We start from the raw sequence: 18,466 nt of genomic DNA, 5'->3' as shown, positions 1-18,466 counted from the left end.
GGCCCGACCCTGACCGACTGCGACATGGGGAACCTCCGGGGTGCGAGAGGCGAGGTGCGGCGGGTGCGGCGAACCGACTTCCCGCCCCGCGACCGGCGAAACGGGGCCGCGGGCACGGCGCGGCGCACCTGCTCCCGGAAAAGGTGACGTACTTTGTCACCTTTGGCGGGCACGGTGGACCCATGCAGAAGAACGCCGCGAAGAAGGACCCCGAGAACAGCCGGAGCAGCCGGAGCCGCGAGGAGCGCGAGGACCGCGAGAACAGCAAGGACCGCGAGAACAGCAAGGACAGCAAGGACCGGATGCACGGCAAGGACCCTGTGGACCGGATGGAGAAGAAGCCCGCAGAGGCCGGGGCAGCGGGCCCCGGCCCCGCGAAGAGGGAGAAGGACGCGGGCGCGGACCGGCGCGGCGGTCCCCTCACCGGCCGGATCGCGCTCGTCGCCGGAGCCACCCGTGGTGCCGGCCGCGCCCTCGCCGTCGAACTCGGCCGGGCCGGCGCCACCGTCTACGTCACCGGCCGCACCACCCGCGAGCACACCAGCGAGGTCGGCCGGACCACGGAGACCATCGAGCAGACCGCCGAGCTGGTCACCGCGGCCGGCGGCACCGGCGTCGCCGTCCCCACCGACCACCTCGACCAGGACCGGGTACGCGCCCTCGTCGAGCGCGTCGACCGGGAGCAGGGACGGCTCGACATCCTGGTCAACGACCTGTGGGGCGGCGAACACCTCCTCGCCGGTTCCGTCTTCGGCAAGAAGAGCTGGGAGACGCCGCTCGCCGACGGGCTGCGCATCCTGGAACTCGGCGTGCGGTCCCATGTGATCACCGCGGCGCTCGCCCTCCCGCTGCTGGTCCGCGGCCGGGCCCCGCTGCTGGTGGAGGTCACCGACGGCACGGCCGTCTTCAACCGCCGCTACCGCGAGAACCTGTACTACGACCTCGCCAAGAGCGCCCCGATCCGGATCGCGTTCGGGCTGGGCGAGGAGCTCGCGGAGTACGGGGGCACGGCGGTCGCCGTCACACCGGGCTACCTCCGGTCGGAGCAGATGCTCGGCCACTTCGGCGTCACCGAGGAGACCTGGCGCGACGCGATCGCCCGCGATCCGCACTTCGCCGTCGCGGAGTCGCCGTCCTACCTGGGCCGCGCGGTGGCCGCGCTCGCCGCTGACCCGGACCGGGCCGCCCGCTGGAACGGCAGGTCCACCTCCAGCGGTGAACTCGCCAAGGTCTACGGCGTGACGGACGTGGACGGCAGCCGGCCGGACGCCATGGCGTACTTCGAGGACGTCGTCTTCGGAGGGAAGCCGGGCTCGGCGGACGACTACCGCTGAGACCGCGGCCGCGGGCCGTCAGGCTCAGGGGCTTCCGGTCCCGCGCACTCCGGTCCCGCGCACTCCGGCCCCGCGGGGGTCGGCTCGGGACCGTTCGGCGCGGTGTCGGCCGCCGCCGGGGCGTGCAGGTCCCGGTCGTGCGGCGCGGGCGTGTCCGGCTCCGCGTCGTAGCGTGCGGCGAGGGAGCGGGCGTACGCGCGGAAGCGGACGCGCAGGCTCGCCGGGGCCAGTACCTCCGCGTCCGCGCCCAGTGCGGTGAGCTGCTCGAAGGCCACATCCTCCGACTCCACCGGCACGTCGAGCGTGATCCGCCCGGCGGCGTCCGACGGCGGGGCGGAGACCGGCAACGCTCCCGCCGCGGCCGGGTCGAGCACGGCGGGCAGGCGGCGCAGCCCGTCCTCGGTGAGCCGCAGTGTGACGGTGGTGCGCAGCATCCCCCGGGCGAACGCCTCGGAGTGCGCCCGCCAGTGCTCGGCCAGGTCGAAGGACAGGTCACGGCGGAAGGGCGCGTCGGCGCCGGGGGCGGGGGAGAGCCCCGTGACGCGGTCGACGCGATAGGTACGCCAGACACCACCGCTACCGGTATCGGTACCGCCCCCGCGTCCGCCCGCCCCCTCGTCCCGATCCTCCGGGACGCGGCCCACGACGTACCAGATCCCCGCCTTCAGGACGAGGCCGTACGGTTCGAGCCGGCGGGTGACCGGGCGCGGCGGGGCGCCGTCTCGGCCCGGACGGGCGTACTTCAGTTCGACGGTGCGGTCGGACCAGACGGCACGGGCCAGTTCCGGCAGCAGCTCGGGCGACGACGGCTCGCGGAACCAGGCCGGTGCGTCGAGGTGGAAACGGCGCGCCGACGACTCGGCCGCCGTGCGCAGCGACGGCAGCAGAGTGGCCGCCAGCTTCAGCCGGGCGGTGTCCGCCGCGTCCGACAGCCCGAGGTCGCGCAGGGCGGTGGGCAGGCCCGAGAGGTACAGCGTCTCCGCCTCGGTGGGGCGGAGCGTGGTGAGCCGGGTCCGGTAGCCCGACGCCAGCCGGTAACCGCCTGCCCGGCCACGCTCGGACCGCACGGGCACGCCCGCCTCCTGGAGCGCCTGCACGTCACGGATCACGGTGCGCTCGGAGACGTCCAGCTCACGGGCGAGGGCGGCGGCGGTCAGTCCGGGGGTCGACTGGAGGAGGAGGGCCATACGGATCAGACGGGCGGCGCGCATGGCCCCATCATCGCGTCCCGCGGGGCGGCCCGGAGAGGCGTGTCACCGCTCCAGCAGGGGCGCCACCCGCGCCAGCGTGGCCAGGATGTTGGGCTCGGTGACCGTCTCCCGTGCCGCCTGCGGTGTCAGCCAGCGCAGCGGGGCGTCCGGGTTCTCCGGCCGTACCGCCTCCGGGACGTCGGTGGCCAGGACGTAGCGCAGGTCGGCGTGCTCGTGGGCAGGCTCGTGGCGGCCTGCCGGGACCGGCACGATCACCAGGTGCCGCACGTCGGCGTCCGGCCAAGGGGTCAGGTCGGGCAGCCCGGTCTCCTCGCGCGCTTCCCGGAGGGCCACGGCCAGCGGAGCGTCCTCGCCGGGGTCGCCGTGCCCGCCGACCAGCAGCCACGAGCGGTGCCGGGGATGCCGGCGCAGCAGGACCCGGCCGCTGTCCGGATGCACGATGACCGCCGTCGCTGTGATGTGCAGCGGGCGGGACCGGTCCCACGGGTCGCCCGCCGCCGCGAGCAGAGCCCTCGCCCGGTCCGCGTCGGCGCGTTCCGCCGGGGTCGCGGGTGCGTAGTGGGCGAGGACGTCGACTACTGCGGGGTGGGCCGTGGTCATGCGGTCGATGCTAGTGACGCGCGGCGCCGTCGGCCTCTGGTTTTTCCGGCCCGGCGGCCCCTCCGGTTCCCCTGCCTGCCTGCCCGCCGGTCTCCGGCCTGCCGGCCCTCCTGTCCTGTCCTCGGCCTGCCGGCCCGTCCGACCGTCCGGTGTTCGGCCTGCCGGACCGTCCGGTCATCGGCTCGGCGGTCCGGACTGCCGTCCGTCCGGTTGCGGGCCGATTCCGCAGCGGAGAGCCCGGTCTGTCCCCGGACCCGGGCACCAGGCACGGGCCCGTCCCCGCGGGGAGTGGACCCGTACCCCGCGGCGGACGTGTACCCGGAGGCCGACTGCGCAGGAGGCGGTGCGGACGAAGGCGATCACGGTCGTGCCCGGCGGACCCGGCCCGCGTACGGGTCGAGGAGGTCCCCGAGCCCGCGGAGCGGGCAGGGTGCGCTGCTGGTGGAGGGACGACTCGCGGGGATCTGTGGGGCGGACGTCGACATCGTCGAGCGCGGTCACGGCCCGCCCGCGGCTGCCACAGTTCCCTCGGCCTTCGCCGTCGAGGGCTGTCGGCGTGAACTCTGCCTTACGCTGAGCAGGCGGATCGGGGGCGGCCTGTCTTCCCCGTGTCACGCGACGGGCGCAGCGCTAGTGGAGGACGAGGGTCTATGGAGTCGGTCACCGGCGGCGACGGCCGCCTTGCTCCTCTGCGTCCCACCGAGGTCACGGCCACGCTGGGCGGCGAGGACCTGTGCATCGCCGAGGCCCGCGATCTCGTCGCCGACTTCCTCGGTGGCCGGATACGCACCGAGCTGGGGATACCCGTCTCGGTGCGCGCCCTCGGCGACGCCCAGCTGGTGGTCAGCGAGCTGGTCACCAACGCCCGCAAGTACGCCCCCGGCCCCGTCTCCCTGGAGCTGCGGCTCGCGCGGAACGCGGTGGTCGTGGCGGTGCGGGACACCGATCCCGTCCTCCCCGTCGCCAGGGACGCCGACGCCCAGCGGGTCGGCCAGCACGGACTGGAGATCGTCAAGGCCGTCGCGCTGGCCTTCGAGGCGCGGCGCGAGCCGACCGGCAAGTGCCTCACCGCCACGATCGCCCTCTTCGACGACCTGCCGCCCGGCCCCTGACCTCGCCCTGGCCTCCGTGTCACCCCTGACCTCCGGGGGCACCGTCCCTGGCCGTCGGTGTGGGAGCCGGGCCCCAGGTCACTCGTCCGCGGCGGCGACCAGCTTGCGCACGTTCTCGATGCTCCCGCAGCCCTCGGCCAGATACTTCGCACGGGCCTCGCGGAACGCCTCGCCCAGCTGGGAACGGCGGTCCTCGGCCACGTTCTCCCGGGCGTCGTTGAGCAGGGTCCGCTCCTCCTCGTCCGCGTGATGGTTGACGGCCGTGACCAGCTCCTCCAGCTTCTCGTCCCACTCCTCGGAGCCGGTGTCCCCGACCTCCAGCAGGGCGAGCAGCGCCTCGTTGGCCTCATGGTGCTCGTGCACGCCGTGGTCCACGTCGCCGTCGTCCACGTTCTTGTAGCGGCGCAGCGCCGGGTAGACCTCGTCCTCCTCGGCCGAGGCGTGCGCGATCAGAAGGTGCGCGAAGTCCTGCAGGGCCGCGCCGCGGTCGGCCTCGACATTGCGCAGGGTGCGGAAGAGGTCCTCCATCTTCCGGTGGTCCTTCAGGATGAGTTCGACGACGTCAGTTGCCGGCACAGCGACTCCCACTCCTCGGCGACAGTGCGTTCACCCCGCGCATACCCCGGTTCCCGCAGGTGAGACCTGTGCCGTCCGCCGGGCCGTGCGGCCGAGCCCGGACCCCGCCCGGGTACCCGGTGGGACGGTCACGGTGGCCGGCGGCGGCGTCGGGCGACGGCGGACCCGGCCCGGGCGCCCGGCGGAAGCCGGGCGGCGGACGGTCAGTGCGCGGTGACCGAGTAAGCGGGCAGCGCCCGGTTGCCGCGCGGCGCGGCGATCGAACGGAGGGTGTCCGTCTGACTCAGGACGAGCTCGCGTACCGGCTCGGGCAGGGCGGCCAGACGGTCGGGCGTGGCGGCCAGACGCAGACAGGCCGCCACCTCCCAGTCGCCGTCCTGGAGCCCCTCGGTGTCCACCGGTCCGCCGCCGTCCACCGTCCAGCCGGCCTCGGCCAGCAGCCGCAGCAACCGCGCGCGGGAGAAGGGCGTACGCACGTTGCCGTCGCCGCGCGAGCCGGCCGCCTCGAACTGACCCTGGACCAACACGGCCAGCAGGTGCGCCAGTTGGTCACCGGAGACGGGCGTCAGGTCCCACTCGGTGAACCACAGTCGCCGCGCCCAGGGCCGCACCCGGGCGAGGGTTTCGCGCACCTGTTCGAGCGAGGCGAAGTACCAGGAGCAGTGCGCGAGCACCACATGGTCGAAGGCGCCCTCGGGGAAGTCGATGGACGGATCGAGCACGTCCGTGCCGAGGCGGAAGTCGATGCGCGGCCCGAGGGGGCCCGCCGTGAGCCGCGCGGTCGACTCGCCGAGGGTGACCGGCGCCCCGTAGGAGGGATCGGCCACGTCCACGGCCGTCACCCGCCCCCGCGGTCCGACCGCTTCGGCGAGCACGGCGGTCATGTCGCCCTGTCCGCAGCCGAGTTCGAGCACGGTCGAGCCGCGGGCGATGCCCCAGCCCGCCACGAGCACGGCACGGTGACGGGTCTGGGTCAGCTGGACGCCGGGGCTGTGCGCGGCGGCGGCCATACCGGCCGCCAGCGCGGCGGCCCTGGCCGGGAGATCGGAGGGGTTCACAGAATCCTTATGCTCGACGGGGGTGCGGCGCCGATGCTACGAGGTGCCCGGGGGCGGTGCACCCGATTTCCGCGCGGGTTTCCGCCCGGGCGCGTGAGCGCGACGGCCTCCGGCCGCTGCCGACCGCCGCAGCACCGGTACGGGACGCCGTCCAGGTCGGCGACGATCGGGCTCCCCGGCGGGTCGCTCGGGGATATCAAGAGGGCGGACGGACAAGGGACTCAAGGGATCGAAGGGACCGAAGTTCCGACAAGGCAAGCGAAGTGGCCCGCCGCACGCCGCAGGCCGGCCTACGGCGCGTCCGGACCGCGGGCAGAGTACCGGAGTGCCAGGCGCGGAGCCCGACGGTGGCGGGCTGCGAACCCGCCGGGCCACGAACCGCCAGGTGTCGAATCCGCCGGCCCACGGAGCCGGACGGCGACGCGCCATGCCACGAGCCCGCCGGGCCACGAACCGCCAGGTCACGAACCGCCCCGCCACGAACCCGCCGGCCCAAGGAGCCGGGCGGCGACGTGCCGGGTCACCGGATCGCGGGGCAGTCGAGGCGTGGCGCCGGCGGCGGCCTCCACGGCACCGGACCGGATGACGAACGTGGCGGCGAACCCGCCGCCACGTGCACCAACCAGCCCCCTGTCGGCGACGTCCCTCACCAGCCGCCTCCCGGCGACACCCCTCACCAACTGCTCTCGGTCACCCCGGGCGGCTCGCCCGCGCGGGCCATCTCGCGGAACCGGAACCGGGACAGGCCGGAGGCACGCAGATGACCGCGGGGGCGGCCGTCCACGGCGTCGCGGTTGCGCAGCCCGGTGAGGCCGGCCTCGCTGGGCCATGTCGACCTGCTCGTCCGAGGTCCGTCCTCGGGCATCGTCGGGTCACGGAGCCCGGCCCGCCCCGGGGGCCGGGACCCGCCGCGCGTCCGGAGGCCCGCGTCCGGCACGCTGTGCGTGACGCGGGTGTGTCACACGGTGTGCGTCACGCCGGGTTGTCCCCGTGGGTCAGGGTCTCCCAGGCGACGAACAGGGCGTTGGTGCCGGCCGGGCGGTTCTGCTGGGTCAGCGCCTGGGTGTTGGTCATGGCGATGCCCAGCCGGTTGTGCAGCGCGTTGTAGCCGACCTCGGTGACCGGGCCGAGGCCCCGGTTGACCGTGCCGCCGCACAGCCAGCTCGGCACGGCCGTCCCCAGCTCGTACTTGGCCTGGAAGCCGAGGGCCTGGCGCAGCCGTTCCCCGACATCGGTGCCGTACAGGTCCTGGCCCTGGATGCGGCTTGTCTCGGCGATGTGCGAGATGGCGGAGATGCCGTACCCGGTGTGCGTGAAGTCGCGGCAGGTCTCCTGGGTGAGGCCGGTGACGAAGGTGGACTGCCCCTGCCAGTACGAGACGATCTTGTCGCGGGTGTTCAGGTTCTGGCTCGGCACGGTCTTCGGCAGGGCGCCGTCGGACTCCAGATACACGTAGGCGGCCGTGCGGGTGCGGAACTTGGCCATGGCGGTGTCGTAGGAGGCCTTGTCCTCCAGGAAGACGGAGATGCCGACGGCGGCCTCCATCATCGACAGTTCCCAGTTGCCGTTGGAGTTGGAGCCCTTGATCACCACCGGCAGGTAGACGTCGCGCAGCATGCCGGCGAACCGGCCGGCGTTCGGCCAGGAGCCGGTGTACGTGTACTTGATGATCTCGGCGGCCTTGGGCCACGAGGACCCGGCCCAGCCCGTCTGCAGCGGGGCGTTGCTGTTGGTGTGGCTGCGGATCACGGCCGACCAGGCGTCCATGATCTCGATGGCCTTCTGCGCGTAGCGCGTGTCGCGGGTGATGTACCAGGCGAGGGCGTCGCTGTAGGCGGCGATGGCGTCCTGACGCTCGTCGGTGCAGCCGTAGTCCGGGTTCGAGTACGAACCGCACTCCACCGTCGCCCGCGGCCTGGGCGTGCGGCTGAGACTGGCGTAGCCGCTCGCCATCATCTGGTCGTAGGCGCCCTTCCACGGCTGCGCGCCGGCCAGCACCTTGTCGCGGGTGAAGTCCAGTTGGGCCCGGGAGACGGTGACTCCGGGGTGGGCGAAGGTGGCCGACGCGGCCTCGGCGCGGGTGGCGCGGGGCAGCAGCAGGGCGCCGGTGAGGGCGGCGACCAGGGCGAGCAGGAGTACGGCCCGGGTTCCGCTGCGGAGGTGTGGGGGAGAGGCAGTCATGCGGCCATCCGTTCTTGTACGTGAACGTTGTGTGGGGTGTTGAACTGGAGTGCTGGCCGGTGACCATAGGTACGGACTTACCGGGCGTCAAGGGCGCGCGCACGGGCGGCGGTAGGAGCCGTGTGGCCGTTGGGGGCGATCAACGGTGCTCGCTGTCAACCCTCTTGACGCCCACTGGTCCGGACCTTTAACTTCACGGCTTAATCAAAGACCGATGGCGTCGCATAACGTTCCGTGGGTTGAACGGCGTTGGGCGGCACTGGAGGTCGGCCACCCCCCACGTGAAAGGCCTCCGCATGGCCAGATCCCGCCCTGCCACACGCTCCGCGCGCACCGTCGCCACCACCGTCTCCGTCGCCGCGCTCACCCTCTCCGCCGGTCTGCTCACCGCCTCCCCGGCCGCCGCGGCCACCGGAACCGTCACCGGTCTGGCCGGCAAGTGCCTGGACGTGGCCGGGGCGAACTCCGCCGACGGCACCGCCGTCCAGATCTACGACTGCAACGGCACCGCCGCCCAGCAGTGGACCGTCGGCGCGGACGGCACGATCCGTGCCCTCGGCAAGTGTCTCGACGTCACCGGCAACTCCACCGCCGACGGCGCCAAGGTCCAACTGTGGACCTGCACCGGCGGCGCCAACCAGAAGTGGACCGTCACCGCCGCCCACGACATCGTCAACCCCCAGGCGGACAAGTGCCTGGACGTCACCGACAACAACCCGGCCAACGGCTCGCGCGCCCAGATCTGGAGCTGCACCGGCGCCGCCAACCAGAAGTGGAACGCGCCCGCGGCGGACGGCGGCGGCAGCACCCCGGCCGCCCCGATGGCCGTCGCCCCCTACCTCTACAACGGCTGGGGCAGCCCGCCCAGCCCCGGCACCATCACCAGCGCCACCGGCGTGAAGTGGTTCACCCTCGCCTTCGTCCTCAGCAACGGCTACTGCAACCCGCAGTGGGACGGCAGCCGCCCGCTCACCGGCGGAGTAGACCAGCAGACCGTCAACACGGTCCGCGCGAACGGCGGCGACGTCATCCCGTCCTTCGGCGGCTACAGCGGCAACAAGCTGGAGAGCTCCTGCTCCAGCGCCGGCGAACTGGCCACCGCCTACCAGAAGGTGATCAACGCCTACGGGCTCAAGGCCATCGACATCGACATCGAGGCCGACGCCTACAGCAACCCCACCGTCCAGCAGCGCACCGTGGACGCCCTGAAGACCGTAAAGAACAGCAACCCGGGGCTGAAGGTGTACGTCACCATCGGCACCGGCCAGAGCGGCCCCGACACCTCCCTGATCAACCGCGCGGCCTCCGCCGGCCTCACCGTCGACGCCTGGACCATCATGCCGTTCGACTTCGGCGGCGCCGGACAGAACATGGGCACCCTCACCCAGCGCGCCGCCGAGGGCCTCAAGACCGCGCTGAAGAACGCCTACCACTACAGCGACGACCAGGCCTACCGCGACATGGGCATCTCCTCGATGAACGGCGTGACCGACAACAACGAGACCGTCACCGTCGCCGACTTCCGCACCATCCTCGCCTACGCCCAGCAGCACCACCTGGCCCGGCTCACCTTCTGGTCCGCCAACCGCGACCGGCCCTGCACCGGCGGTCCCGCCGACAGCTGCTCCGGCGTCAGCCAGCAGAACTGGGACTACACCCGGGTGTTCGCCGCCTACACCGGCTGACCCCGTCCCCCCACGACCCGGCCGGTGCGCAGATGTGTTCCGGCCGGGCCTCCCGGCACACCGGCCCACCCCACCCCCCCACACGCTCACGGTGAAACGGAGCCCCCCATGCCCATCTCCGCCCACGCGCTCCGGCGCAGACCACCGGACACCGCCCCCCGCTCCCGCGTCACCGCCCTCGTCGTCGCCCTGCTCGCCGCCTGCCTCGTCGCCCTCGTCCCCGCCCGGGCCCACGCCGAGGACCAGTTGCTCTCGCGCGGCCGGCCCGCGACGGCCTCCTCGGTGGAGAACGCCGCCTTCCCGGCCGGCGCCGCCGTCGACGGCGACCAGGGCACCCGCTGGTCATCGGCGTTCGCCGACCCCCAGTGGCTCCAGATCGACCTCGGCTCGGTGCGGCAGCTCAGCCGCGTCACCCTGCGCTGGGAGGCCGCCTACGCCAAGGCCTACCGCATCGAGACCTCCACCGACGCCCAGAACTGGACCACCGCCTACTCCACCGCCAACGCCACCGGCGGCACCGAGAACCCGACCATCGGCGGCAGTGGCCGCTACGTGCGCCTCTACGGCACCGCCCGCGCCACCCAGTACGGCTACTCCCTGTGGGAGTTCGAGGTCTACGGCTCCGGCGGCGCCACCCAGCCGCCGGACGACTTCTGGGGCTCCACCTCCGACATCCCCGCCGCGCACAACGCCGTCGAGGTGAAGATCCTCAACCGCACCAACGGCAAGTACCCCGACAGCCAGGTCTACTGGACCTTCAACGGCCAGACCCACTCCATCGCCGAACAGCCCTACCTCGACATGCCGGCCAACTCCGCCGGCCGGATGTACTTCCACCTCGGCTCACCCGACGGCCCCTACTACGACTTCATCGAGTTCACCGTCGGCGGCAACGTGTTCAACGGCAACACCACACGGGTCGACGCGTTCGGCCTCAAGCTCGCCATGCGGCTGCACAGCAAGGACGGCTACGACGTGGAGGTCGGCGAGAACCGCCAGACCTTCGCCGAGGACCGCGCCACCACCTTCCAGCGGTTCACCGACGCCGTGCCCGCCCCGTTCAAGGTGCTCGCCCGGACCCAGGCCCCGTACCGCATCATCGCGCCCGGCAGCGACCCCAGCTTCCGCGCGGGCGGCGCCAACGCGAACTACTTCACCGCCTACGCGCAGTCCGTCGGCGTCAACGCGGCCACCTCGGACATCTTCGGCTGCGCCGCCGCGCTGGCCGGCAACCCGGACATGTGCGCGGCACTGAACCGCCATGTGGCCACGCTGCCCGCCTCCCAGCAGGGCGACCCGGCCCACTACTACAAGGCCGCGCCGGCGAACTACTACGCCCAGTTCTGGCACGACAACGCCATCAACCGCCTCGCCTACGGCTTCCCGTACGACGACGTGGCCGGCCAGTCCTCCTTCATCTCCCACGGCGACCCGCAGTGGCTGCTCGTGGCGGTGGGCTGGTAGGAGCAGCGGCTCCCGGCGCACCCCGCAGGACCCCGCCCGGACCGGCCGCCCTGAACGCGGTCAGTCCGGGCGGACCGCGTTCAGCCGTACGGCCATCAGCGCCACGTCGTCGCTGCCGTCCGGCAGCAGCCGCTCCAGCAGCAGCCCGCACGCGTCCTCCGGGTCCGACGAGGCCTCGGCGGCCACCGCGGCGAGGGTCTCCAGGGAGTGCTGGAGGTCCTCGTGACGCCGCTCGACCAGACCGTCCGTGACCAGGAGCAGCAGCGAACCCGGCGCCACGGTGATCCGCCGGGCGGGCGGATGCGCGAGGCCGAGCCCCAGCAGCGGGCCGTGCTCGTGCACGTACGAGGTCGTGCCGTCCGGGTGGCGGATCAGCGGCGGAAGGTGGCCCGCGTTGGCGACGTGCAGGGTGTCCGAGCCGAACTCGATCAGCACCACGCACAGCGTGACCGTGGCGCCCGGCTCCACCGAGGCCAGCAGATGGTCCAGACAGGAGAGGATCACCTGCGGCGGATGGCCCTCGGCCGCGTAGGCGCGCAGCGCGTGCCGCACCTGGCCCATCACCATGGCCGCGTCGAGCGAGTGCCCGGCGACGTCTCCGACGGCCACCACCAGACCGGCCGGGGTGCTGATCGCCTCGTAGAAGTCACCGCCGATCTCGGTGCGTTCACTGGCCGGCAGATAGCGCACGGCCAGATCGGCGCGGGGGGTGGCCGGCAGGCTCTCGGGCAGGAAGCTGCGTTGCAGGGTGAGGGCGAGGGCGTGCTCCTCGCTGTAACTGCGCAGCGCCTCCAGGGCCAGGGCGCTGGCCTGGGTGAGCTGGGTCAGCAACTGCTCGTCGTCCGGCGTGGTGACGGCGTCCGCCGAGGTGACGATGACGACCGGCGGGCGCTCGGCCTTGGCCCGGCCGATCACCGTCCGGCGGCGCGCCGGGTCCTTCAACTCGGGCGGCAGGCACGGCAGATCGGCTCCCGGCGGCTGCGCCCGCCCCGGGCCGGAGTGGTCGCGCCGCTGCGGCCAGGCCGCCGTGGGGTGCACCTGCGGCCCGTCGGCACGCGCCGTCCCGTCCTCGTCCTGCCAGGTGTGGGCGACCAGGGGACTGCCCTGCGGTGTGGTCAGCAGCGCGGCCACACTGCACCGGAAGATCACCGCCGCCGCCTCGGCCGTCACCCTGACCAGCTCGCGGGCGTCGGCGGCGCTGTAGAGCGCCAGGGTGAGGCGGTTGAGCAGGTGCAGCCGCTCGGCGAGGACTTCGGCGCGGCGCCGGGCGCGGGTGTAGCGCAGGGTCGCGGTGACCGTGGCGAGCAGTTCGTCGGAGGCGACCGGCTCGACGAGATACGCGTCGGCGCCCCGGTACAGGCCCTGCGCGCGGTCGTCCACGGTGATGGCGGCGGCGGAGATGTTGATGACGGGCACGGCGGCGGTGGCCGGGTCGTTCTTGATGTGCTCGCACACCTCGAAGCCGGTCATGTCGGGCAGCCGTACGTCCACGATGGCGATCTCCGGCAGCTGGCCGGGCCCCCGGAGCAGGTCGAGCGCGCGGGTGCCGTCCTCGGCCTCGGTGACCTGGTGCCCGGCCCGGCGCAGCGTGGTGGACAGGACGTACCGGTTGGCGGGGGTGTCGTCCACCACCAGGATGTGGGCCGGACTGTGGTCGGTGTCGGACGGTCGGGTCATCGGCGCTCCTTGGCCCTGGGCGACGTCGAGGGGGCGGGGGTGGCCGCCTGCTCCGCGTCCGCGGGGGTGGCCGGGCGGTCCGCGGCCGGTGCGGCCTGCGGCCGGTGCAGGGCTGCGGCGAGGTCCGCGGCGATCAGCCGGGACTTGTTGAGCACGGTGCGGACCCCGGCCAGGCGGGAGCGGTCCACGTCACCGGCCTCCAGCGCGGTCAGCACCACCACGGGCACGGCGGCCGTCGCCGGGTTCGCGGCCAGGCGCCGGTGCACCTCGTAGCCGTCCAGGCCGGGCATGCCCAGGTCGAGGAAGACGGCGTCGGGGTGTTCGCGCTCGACGGTCGCCTCGGCCCGGCCGCTGTCGGTGACGACGCTGACGGACCCGGCGACAGCGGCCAGCAGCGGGCGCACCCCGGCCAGGAACGTCTCGTCGTCGTCCACGATCACCACCGACCCGACCAGGGGGCCGCCGGTTCCGGTCGGCCGGACCGGCTCCGCAGGCCGTGCCGTACCCGGGTACGGGGCCGGTTCCGCGCCGGTCACGGCAGCCGTGCCGTCCCCCGGCCGGCGGTCGAGGCGGGCGGGGATCTCGACGGCCACCCGGGTGCCGCTGCCGACCTCGCTGTCGAGCCTCAGCCGGCCGCCGAGCAGTTCGGTCAGCCGGCGGGCGTAGGGCAGGCCCAGGCCGGTCCCCGCCCGGCCCCGCTGATGCGGTCCGCGCACCTGGTAGAACTCCTCGAAGACGCGCTCCAGTTCCTCGGCCGGGATGCCGACGCCGGTGTCCTGGACGCGGAAGACGAAGCGGTCGCCGTCCTCCCGCTCCTCCTCGGCGATCTCGAGCGCCACCCGGCCCTCGACCGTGAACTTCAGCGCGTTGGACAGGACGTTGCGCAGGATCCGGGTCAGCATGACCTCGTCGGTGACCAGGGGCCGCAACGGTACGCGGTCCGGGATGCGCAGGTCCACTCCGGGCTGCGCGGTGCCCTGGAGCATGCCGCGCAACTGGTGCAGCAGAGAGCGCAGATCGACCTCGGCGGGGTGCGGCTCCAGCCGTCCGGACTCCGCCTTGGCGATGTCGAGCAGCTCGTCCACCAGCGCCAGCAGGGTGCTGCCCGAGGCCTGCACCAGGGACACCTGCCGGCGCTGCTCGTCGGTGAGCGGGTCGGCCGCCGAGTCCAGCAGCAGCCGGGCCAGGGCTATCACCGAGTTCACCGGCGAGCGCAGCTCATGGCTGACGTTGGCCCAGAACCGGGACTTGTACGCGTCGGCCCGTTCGAGCTGGCGGGTCTTGTCCTCGAGCTCCGCGTACAGGGCGACGACACCGCTGTTCGTCTCCTCCAGCTCGCTCGCCAGCTCGGAGTAGAGCGCCACCACCCCGGCGTTGGTCTCCTCCAACTCGGCGTTCAGGCGCTGGAGTTCCTCCTGCTGGCGCTGCGACTCCTCCAGCGCGGCCAGCAGCTGGCGGTTCTGGGTGCGCAGCGCGTCGACCAGGTCGGCCGTCGCGTCGCCGTCGGCGAGCCGCCCACGGACGTCGGCGGCCAGTTCGCCGAGAGATGCCGTCGGCGCGGGGAGGCGCTGCGCGAGGAGGAGTTCGTGGCCGTCGCCGGCGGGCAGCAGACGGCTCTCGTCCAGCAGCCGCTCGGCGGCGGTCAGCAGGGTCCGCGGCGGCCGGCGTGCCTCGGCCCAGCCGAAACGCACGGCCAGCCGCACGGCGGCACCGTCCTGCTCCAGGCTCAGCCGGGCGGTGAGGCGCGCGGCACCCAGCAGATGCTCGCCGGCCTCGCTCACCACGGTCGTCAGCCGGACCAGCACACTGCCCTTCAGCCCCGCGGCCCGGCACGCCGACTGGGTGCACCGGCGCAGGGCGACGACATCGCCCCCCTCCCGCAGGACGACCGTGATCAGCTCGTAGACGGACGGCCTGGCGCTCATGGCCGCCCGTGCACGGCCACGACGATCCCGGCGTCGTCCCTGCGGACCGCCGCCTGGTTGAGGATCTGCCCGGCGACCAGCGCGGGGTCGTGCGGGAACAGACCGGGGAAGTCCGCCGGCTTCCAGCGGTCGCTCAGGCCGTCGGAGTGCATCACCAGGGCGGCGCCCGGCGGGAACGGCGCCTCGAAGGTGCGCGGCCGGGGCAGCTGCACACCGGCGATGCCCGGCATCGACAGCAGCCCGGTGCGGGCGTCGCCGGCCGCGACCACCGCCGTGATGTTGCCGGCCCCGCACAGCCGCACCCGTTGCTCGGCCGGATCGACCAGGGCGACGGCCAGGGCCGCGCCGCGGGTGCCGCGCAGCCCCCGGTGCATCTCCTCCAGCACGGCCGCCGGGCTCGTGCTGCGGCTGTCGCGGAAGGCCTCCCTGGCCCGGTCGCCGACCCGGGCCGCCAGCGGCCCGTGGCCGAGCCCGTCGCACATCATCAGCAGCAGGGCGTCCGGGCCGTGTCCGTCCACCGTGCGCACGGCCCAGCTGTCGCCGCAGACCTGCTCGCCGCCGATCGGGCGGGTCAGCCCGCCGGTCTGCACCGGGCCGGGCGCCGGCGCCTCGCCGTCCGCCCGGAAACGCGCGTAGAGCGCGGTGCCGCGCCCGCGCACGGAGTGGACGCCGAACACGTCCGCGAGCCGGCCGATGGCGCCCAGGCCGATCCCCAGGCTGCCGGCGGCGGACGTGCCGTCGCGCAGCGCCCGGTGCACGTCCGCGATGCCGGGGCCGTTGTCCAGGGACAGGCACTCGACGGCCGCGCTGCCCTGGGAGCGGACCACGCGCAGCACCAGGGAGCCGTCGTCGGCGTGCTTGAGGAGATTGGTCGCCATCTCCGTCACGCACAGCTCGGCGCGCGCCACCCGTTCCTCGGGCAGGCAGATGCCGCGGGCCAGCTGACCCACCTGGCGGCGCGCCGCCGCCGCGAGGGCGACGTCCGCGCGCAGCCAGTGCACATCACCGGCCTCGGCGATCAGCACCCCCTTCACCGGCCCCACTTGACGATGCGCACGGTGGTGCCGTCCGGCCCGGTACTGATGTCGAACTCGTCCACGAGCCGCTTGGCGCCGCTCAGGCCGAGCCCCATCCCGGAGCCCGAGGTCCAGCCGTCCGTCAACGCCAGCTCCATGTCCGCGATGCCCGGACCCCGGTCCTCGAACTCCACGTAGACGCCGAAGCGTTCGGCCTCGGTGATGGTGGCCGCGCGGACCACGCCCCCGCCGCCGTACACCAGCATGTTGCGGCCGAGTTCGCTGGCCGCCGTGACCAGTTTGGTCTGGTGGACCAGCGACATGCCGCTGCGCTGGGCGAGGGTGCGCACCATCTGCCGGGCGGAGACCACGTCACTGCTGTCGGCCACGGAGACGGTGTCGGCCGAGGCCAGCACGGCGCCGTAGTCCCTCATGCGCGGCCCGCGCTGATCCGGCGCAGGAGTTTCAGCCCGCGCTCCAGGTTGAGGGCGGTGCGCACGCCCTGGAGGGACAGGCCGAGTTCCACGAGCGTCATGGCCACCGCGGGCCGCATGCCGACGACGATGGTCTCCGCGCCGAGGACGCGGGAGATGGCGGCGTTGGTGGCCAGCATGCGTCCGACGAAGGAGTCCACGATCTCCAGCGCGGAGATGTCGATGATGACGCCCTTGGCGCCCGTGGCGACGATGCGGTTCGACAGGTCGTCCTGGAGATCCATCACCATCTGGTCCTCCAGGTCCACCTGGATGGAGACCAGCAGGATCTCGCCGATCTTGAGGACGGGGACGCGGTCGGTCACAGCAGGCCCCGGATCTCTTCGGTGGCGTCCTCGGCGACTTCCTTCAGCGCCTGGCGCAGTGCGTCGGAGAGCGAGGCGTTGGTGGGGATGTCGCCGAACTCGATGCCGAGCGCCACGATGGTCTGGGCGATCTGCGGGCGGATGCCCGAGATGGTGCACTGCGCGCCCATCATCCGGGCCGCGACGACCGTCTTCAGCAGGTGCTGGGCGACCTGGGTGTCCACGGTCGGCACGCCCGTGATGTCGATGATGGCGTGCGTGGAGTCGCTGTCGACGAGCGTCTGCAGCAGCTTCTCCATGACGACCTGGGTGCGCGCCGAGTCGAGCGTGCCCACCAGCGGCACCCCGACGACGCCGTCCCACAGCTTGACGACCGGCGTGGACAGTTCGAGCAGCTGCTCGGCCTGCGCGGAGATGATCTCCTCGCGGGTGCGGACGTACGCCTCGGTGGTCAGCAGACCGAGGTCGTCCAGCAGCCGGGCGAACTCGAGGTACTGCTGCGCGCCCTTGTCGTCGCTGGTCAGCGTGGGCTCCAGCACCTCCTTGAGGGCGAAGACGCTGCGGGCGGTCTCGGTCGGGGTGAAACCCTGCCGGGCGCGGTTGCGGGAGAGTTCGATCAGCAGGCTGCGGGTCTCGGCGAAGTTCTCGCCGTGGCTGTCGAGATCGCCCGCGGTCATGGCGCGCAGTATCGCCTCGTACAACTCGCCCAGTTCACGGCCTAGTTCGGCCAGGCTCAGCCGGCCTTGCAGGTCTTCGCCGACGGTCCTGGTCCACTGCGAGAGGAACGCGTCACGCTGTGCGGTCAGCGTCTCCACCAGGAGCGGCATCTTGCTGTCTGTCGTCACGTCTTCCTCATCTGAGCTCTGATCGAATATGCCAGGACGACGATACGGCACGCGGCAATCCGCCCAACCGGGCACTCTTCGGTGCCGCTCACACCTCCGGAAACGCCGCCATCACGACCTCGATGGTCTTGCCGCCCGCCGTCGGTGTGACCGTGACCCGCCGGCACAGCCGCTGCACGATGCGCCAGCCGAACCCGCCCGGGGCGGCGGCGTCGGTGCGCGGCACGGTGTGCGGCGCGACGGGCGAGGCGTCGGCGACGCTGACGGTGAGGGCGCCGCCGTCGAGACGGGCGTCGAAGGCGGTCAGCCCGCCGCCGTGCCGCAGCGCGTTGGTCACCAGTTCGGTCACCACGAGCAGCACGTCGTCCAGGACGGCCGACGGCGTATCACCGGCGGCCCCCGTCACCAGACGGCGGACCTGGTCCCGGGCGGCGGCCGCCGTGGGCGGCCGGTTCCGGCCGGCGCCGGGCGCCGCGACGGTCACGTCCGCTCCCGCGCCGGGCACGGACCCCCCGCCCGCCTCCGGGGGCCGCGGACACATGGGCGGCGTACGGCCGGTCATGGGCGGGTCAGCTTCAGGGCGGCCGCGAGATCGGCGGCCCGGGTGAAGACCCGGGCGGTGTCGGTCAGCTCCAGCAGCCGCAGCACCGGCGGGCTCACCGCGGCCAGCACGAACGGGACCCCCGCCTCCCCGTGCCGCATTCGCGCCGTGAGCAGTGCGTGCAGCAGGGAGGAGTCGGCGAAGGTGACCTCGGCGAGGTCGATCACGGTGGCCCGGGCCGACCCGGCGGCGGGAACGGCGAAACACCGAGCCGCGCCGTCCGCCCCGTCGGAGTCGAACTCGCCCGTGACACGGACGATCCGCACCCCGTCGAGTACGGTCTCGGATATCTCGGCTTCGTCGTTCACCAGGGCATTCTCACAAGCCGCCGGTGCGGCGCGACAGCCGGGGCACCCCTCGTGCGCGCTCACGGCTCGCGGAA

At 73.3% G+C, this 18,466-nt stretch carries 17 protein-coding genes and 1 pseudogene; 4 read left to right on the top strand and 14 right to left on the bottom strand.

The features are described from left to right. Nucleotides 1-182: 182 nt before the first annotated feature. On the top strand, nt 183-1,334 hold the full coding sequence (locus AB0N63_RS18460; RefSeq protein ID WP_365530043.1) for an SDR family oxidoreductase: 1,152 nt from the start codon (nt 183-185) through the stop codon (nt 1,332-1,334). Here the strand turns inward: AB0N63_RS18460 and AB0N63_RS18455 are convergent. Together AB0N63_RS18455 and AB0N63_RS18450 are read right to left on the bottom strand one after the other, a co-directional pair. Further along, nucleotides 1,325-2,545: a WYL domain-containing protein gene (locus AB0N63_RS18455; RefSeq protein WP_365530042.1), complete on the bottom strand. Its 1,221-nt coding sequence runs from the start codon at nt 2,543-2,545 to the stop codon at nt 1,325-1,327. The genes AB0N63_RS18460 and AB0N63_RS18455 overlap by 10 nt on opposite strands. A 42-nt stretch (nt 2,546-2,587) precedes the next feature. Further along, nucleotides 2,588-3,145 carry an NUDIX domain-containing protein gene (locus AB0N63_RS18450; RefSeq protein WP_365530041.1) on the bottom strand — a complete coding sequence of 186 codons (558 nt, stop codon included), beginning with the start codon at nt 3,143-3,145 and terminating at the stop codon, nt 2,588-2,590. Between the two features lie 650 nt (nt 3,146-3,795). Between AB0N63_RS18450 and AB0N63_RS18445 the strand changes: the two genes are divergently transcribed. Next, nucleotides 3,796-4,257 (top strand): ATP-binding protein, encoded by a 462-nt coding sequence (locus AB0N63_RS18445; protein ID WP_365530040.1) that lies wholly within the window; start codon nt 3,796-3,798, stop codon nt 4,255-4,257. Nucleotides 4,258-4,335: 78 nt separating this feature from the next. On the opposite strand, the gene AB0N63_RS18440 is transcribed toward AB0N63_RS18445, so the two are convergent. From AB0N63_RS18440 to AB0N63_RS18425, 4 genes and pseudogenes are all read right to left on the bottom strand, one after another. Next, a complete protein-coding gene (locus AB0N63_RS18440) occupies nt 4,336-4,833 on the bottom strand; it encodes a hemerythrin domain-containing protein (protein WP_365530039.1) in 498 nt (165 codons plus the stop codon). Nucleotides 4,834-5,036: 203 nt separating this feature from the next. Continuing rightward, nucleotides 5,037-5,891, bottom strand: a complete 855-nt coding sequence (locus tag AB0N63_RS18435; RefSeq protein ID WP_365530038.1) for a class I SAM-dependent methyltransferase — start codon at nt 5,889-5,891, stop codon at nt 5,037-5,039. A 673-nt stretch (nt 5,892-6,564) separates the two neighbouring features. After that, nucleotides 6,565-6,717 (bottom strand): annotated as a pseudogene (locus AB0N63_RS18430) (30S ribosomal protein S14); the annotation flags it as partial. 146 nt (nt 6,718-6,863) lie between these two features. Beyond that, nucleotides 6,864-8,072: an alginate lyase family protein gene (locus AB0N63_RS18425; RefSeq protein WP_365530037.1), complete on the bottom strand. Its 1,209-nt coding sequence runs from the start codon at nt 8,070-8,072 to the stop codon at nt 6,864-6,866. A 296-nt stretch (nt 8,073-8,368) separates the two neighbouring features. On the opposite strand from AB0N63_RS18425, the gene AB0N63_RS18420 reads away from it, so the two are divergent. Next, entirely contained in the window at nt 8,369-9,757 is a 1,389-nt protein-coding gene (locus tag AB0N63_RS18420; RefSeq protein WP_365530036.1) for a lectin, read from the top strand. A gap of 108 nt (nt 9,758-9,865) precedes the next feature. After that, a complete protein-coding gene (locus AB0N63_RS18415) occupies nt 9,866-11,221 on the top strand; it encodes a beta-1,3-glucanase family protein (protein WP_365530035.1) in 1,356 nt (451 codons plus the stop codon). Between the two features lie 60 nt (nt 11,222-11,281). On the opposite strand, the gene AB0N63_RS18410 is transcribed toward AB0N63_RS18415, so the two are convergent. The 8 genes from AB0N63_RS18410 to AB0N63_RS18375 form a co-directional block, all read right to left on the bottom strand. After that, nucleotides 11,282-12,898 (bottom strand): fused response regulator/phosphatase, encoded by a 1,617-nt coding sequence (locus AB0N63_RS18410; protein WP_365530034.1) that lies wholly within the window; start codon nt 12,896-12,898, stop codon nt 11,282-11,284. Then, nucleotides 12,895-14,823 carry an ATP-binding protein gene (locus AB0N63_RS18405; RefSeq protein ID WP_365530033.1) on the bottom strand — a complete coding sequence of 643 codons (1,929 nt, stop codon included), beginning with the start codon at nt 14,821-14,823 and terminating at the stop codon, nt 12,895-12,897. The genes AB0N63_RS18410 and AB0N63_RS18405 overlap by 4 nt, the downstream gene beginning before the upstream one ends. Beyond that, nucleotides 14,820-15,866: an ATP-binding SpoIIE family protein phosphatase gene (locus tag AB0N63_RS18400; RefSeq protein WP_365530032.1), complete on the bottom strand. Its 1,047-nt coding sequence runs from the start codon at nt 15,864-15,866 to the stop codon at nt 14,820-14,822. Before AB0N63_RS18400 ends, AB0N63_RS18405 begins: the two co-directional genes overlap by 4 nt. Next, nucleotides 15,854-16,273, bottom strand: coding sequence for an ATP-binding protein (locus AB0N63_RS18395; protein ID WP_365530031.1), 420 nt, complete (start codon nt 16,271-16,273; stop codon nt 15,854-15,856). The genes AB0N63_RS18400 and AB0N63_RS18395 overlap by 13 nt, the downstream gene beginning before the upstream one ends. After that, nucleotides 16,270-16,638 carry an STAS domain-containing protein gene (locus AB0N63_RS18390; RefSeq protein WP_009192564.1) on the bottom strand — a complete coding sequence of 123 codons (369 nt, stop codon included), beginning with the start codon at nt 16,636-16,638 and terminating at the stop codon, nt 16,270-16,272. The genes AB0N63_RS18395 and AB0N63_RS18390 overlap by 4 nt, the downstream gene beginning before the upstream one ends. Beyond that, nucleotides 16,635-17,465 (bottom strand): STAS domain-containing protein, encoded by an 831-nt coding sequence (locus tag AB0N63_RS18385; protein ID WP_365530164.1) that lies wholly within the window; start codon nt 17,463-17,465, stop codon nt 16,635-16,637. Before AB0N63_RS18385 ends, AB0N63_RS18390 begins: the two co-directional genes overlap by 4 nt. A gap of 106 nt (nt 17,466-17,571) precedes the next feature. Next, the gene (locus tag AB0N63_RS18380; protein ID WP_365530030.1) at nt 17,572-17,967 is read right to left on the bottom strand and encodes an ATP-binding protein; all 396 of its coding nucleotides are present in this window, start codon (nt 17,965-17,967) and stop codon (nt 17,572-17,574) included. 74 nt (nt 17,968-18,041) lie between these two features. After that, complete coding sequence (locus tag AB0N63_RS18375; protein ID WP_365530029.1) at nt 18,042-18,392, bottom strand: STAS domain-containing protein; 351 nt, start codon at nt 18,390-18,392, stop codon at nt 18,042-18,044. Nucleotides 18,393-18,466 lie beyond the last annotated feature (74 nt).

Source organism: Streptomyces sp. NPDC093260, from assembly GCF_040683715.1.
Classification (GTDB): Bacteria; Actinomycetota; Actinomycetes; order Streptomycetales; family Streptomycetaceae; genus Streptomyces; species Streptomyces sennicomposti.
Note: the sequence above shows the minus strand (reverse complement) of the source record. Positions and strands in the feature narration are given on the sequence as shown.

What these genes read in the sequence shown, in the direction of transcription:
- AB0N63_RS18460 (WP_365530043.1), top strand. Translation starts at nt 183, where the DNA reads ATGCAGAAGAACGCCGCGAAGAAGGACCCCGAGAACAGCCGGAGCAGC.
- AB0N63_RS18455 (WP_365530042.1), bottom strand. Translation starts at nt 2,545, where the DNA reads ATGCGCGCCGCCCGTCTGATCCGTATGGCCCTCCTCCTCCAGTCGACC.
- AB0N63_RS18450 (WP_365530041.1), bottom strand. Translation starts at nt 3,145, where the DNA reads ATGACCACGGCCCACCCCGCAGTAGTCGACGTCCTCGCCCACTACGCA.
- AB0N63_RS18445 (WP_365530040.1), top strand. Translation starts at nt 3,796, where the DNA reads ATGGAGTCGGTCACCGGCGGCGACGGCCGCCTTGCTCCTCTGCGTCCC.
- AB0N63_RS18425 (WP_365530037.1), bottom strand. Translation starts at nt 8,072, where the DNA reads ATGACTGCCTCTCCCCCACACCTCCGCAGCGGAACCCGGGCCGTACTC.
- AB0N63_RS18420 (WP_365530036.1), top strand. Translation starts at nt 8,369, where the DNA reads ATGGCCAGATCCCGCCCTGCCACACGCTCCGCGCGCACCGTCGCCACC.
- AB0N63_RS18415 (WP_365530035.1), top strand. Translation starts at nt 9,866, where the DNA reads ATGCCCATCTCCGCCCACGCGCTCCGGCGCAGACCACCGGACACCGCC.
- AB0N63_RS18410 (WP_365530034.1), bottom strand. Translation starts at nt 12,898, where the DNA reads ATGACCCGACCGTCCGACACCGACCACAGTCCGGCCCACATCCTGGTG.
- AB0N63_RS18405 (WP_365530033.1), bottom strand. Translation starts at nt 14,823, where the DNA reads ATGAGCGCCAGGCCGTCCGTCTACGAGCTGATCACGGTCGTCCTGCGG.
- AB0N63_RS18395 (WP_365530031.1), bottom strand. Translation starts at nt 16,273, where the DNA reads ATGAGGGACTACGGCGCCGTGCTGGCCTCGGCCGACACCGTCTCCGTG.
- AB0N63_RS18385 (WP_365530164.1), bottom strand. Translation starts at nt 17,465, where the DNA reads ATGCCGCTCCTGGTGGAGACGCTGACCGCACAGCGTGACGCGTTCCTC.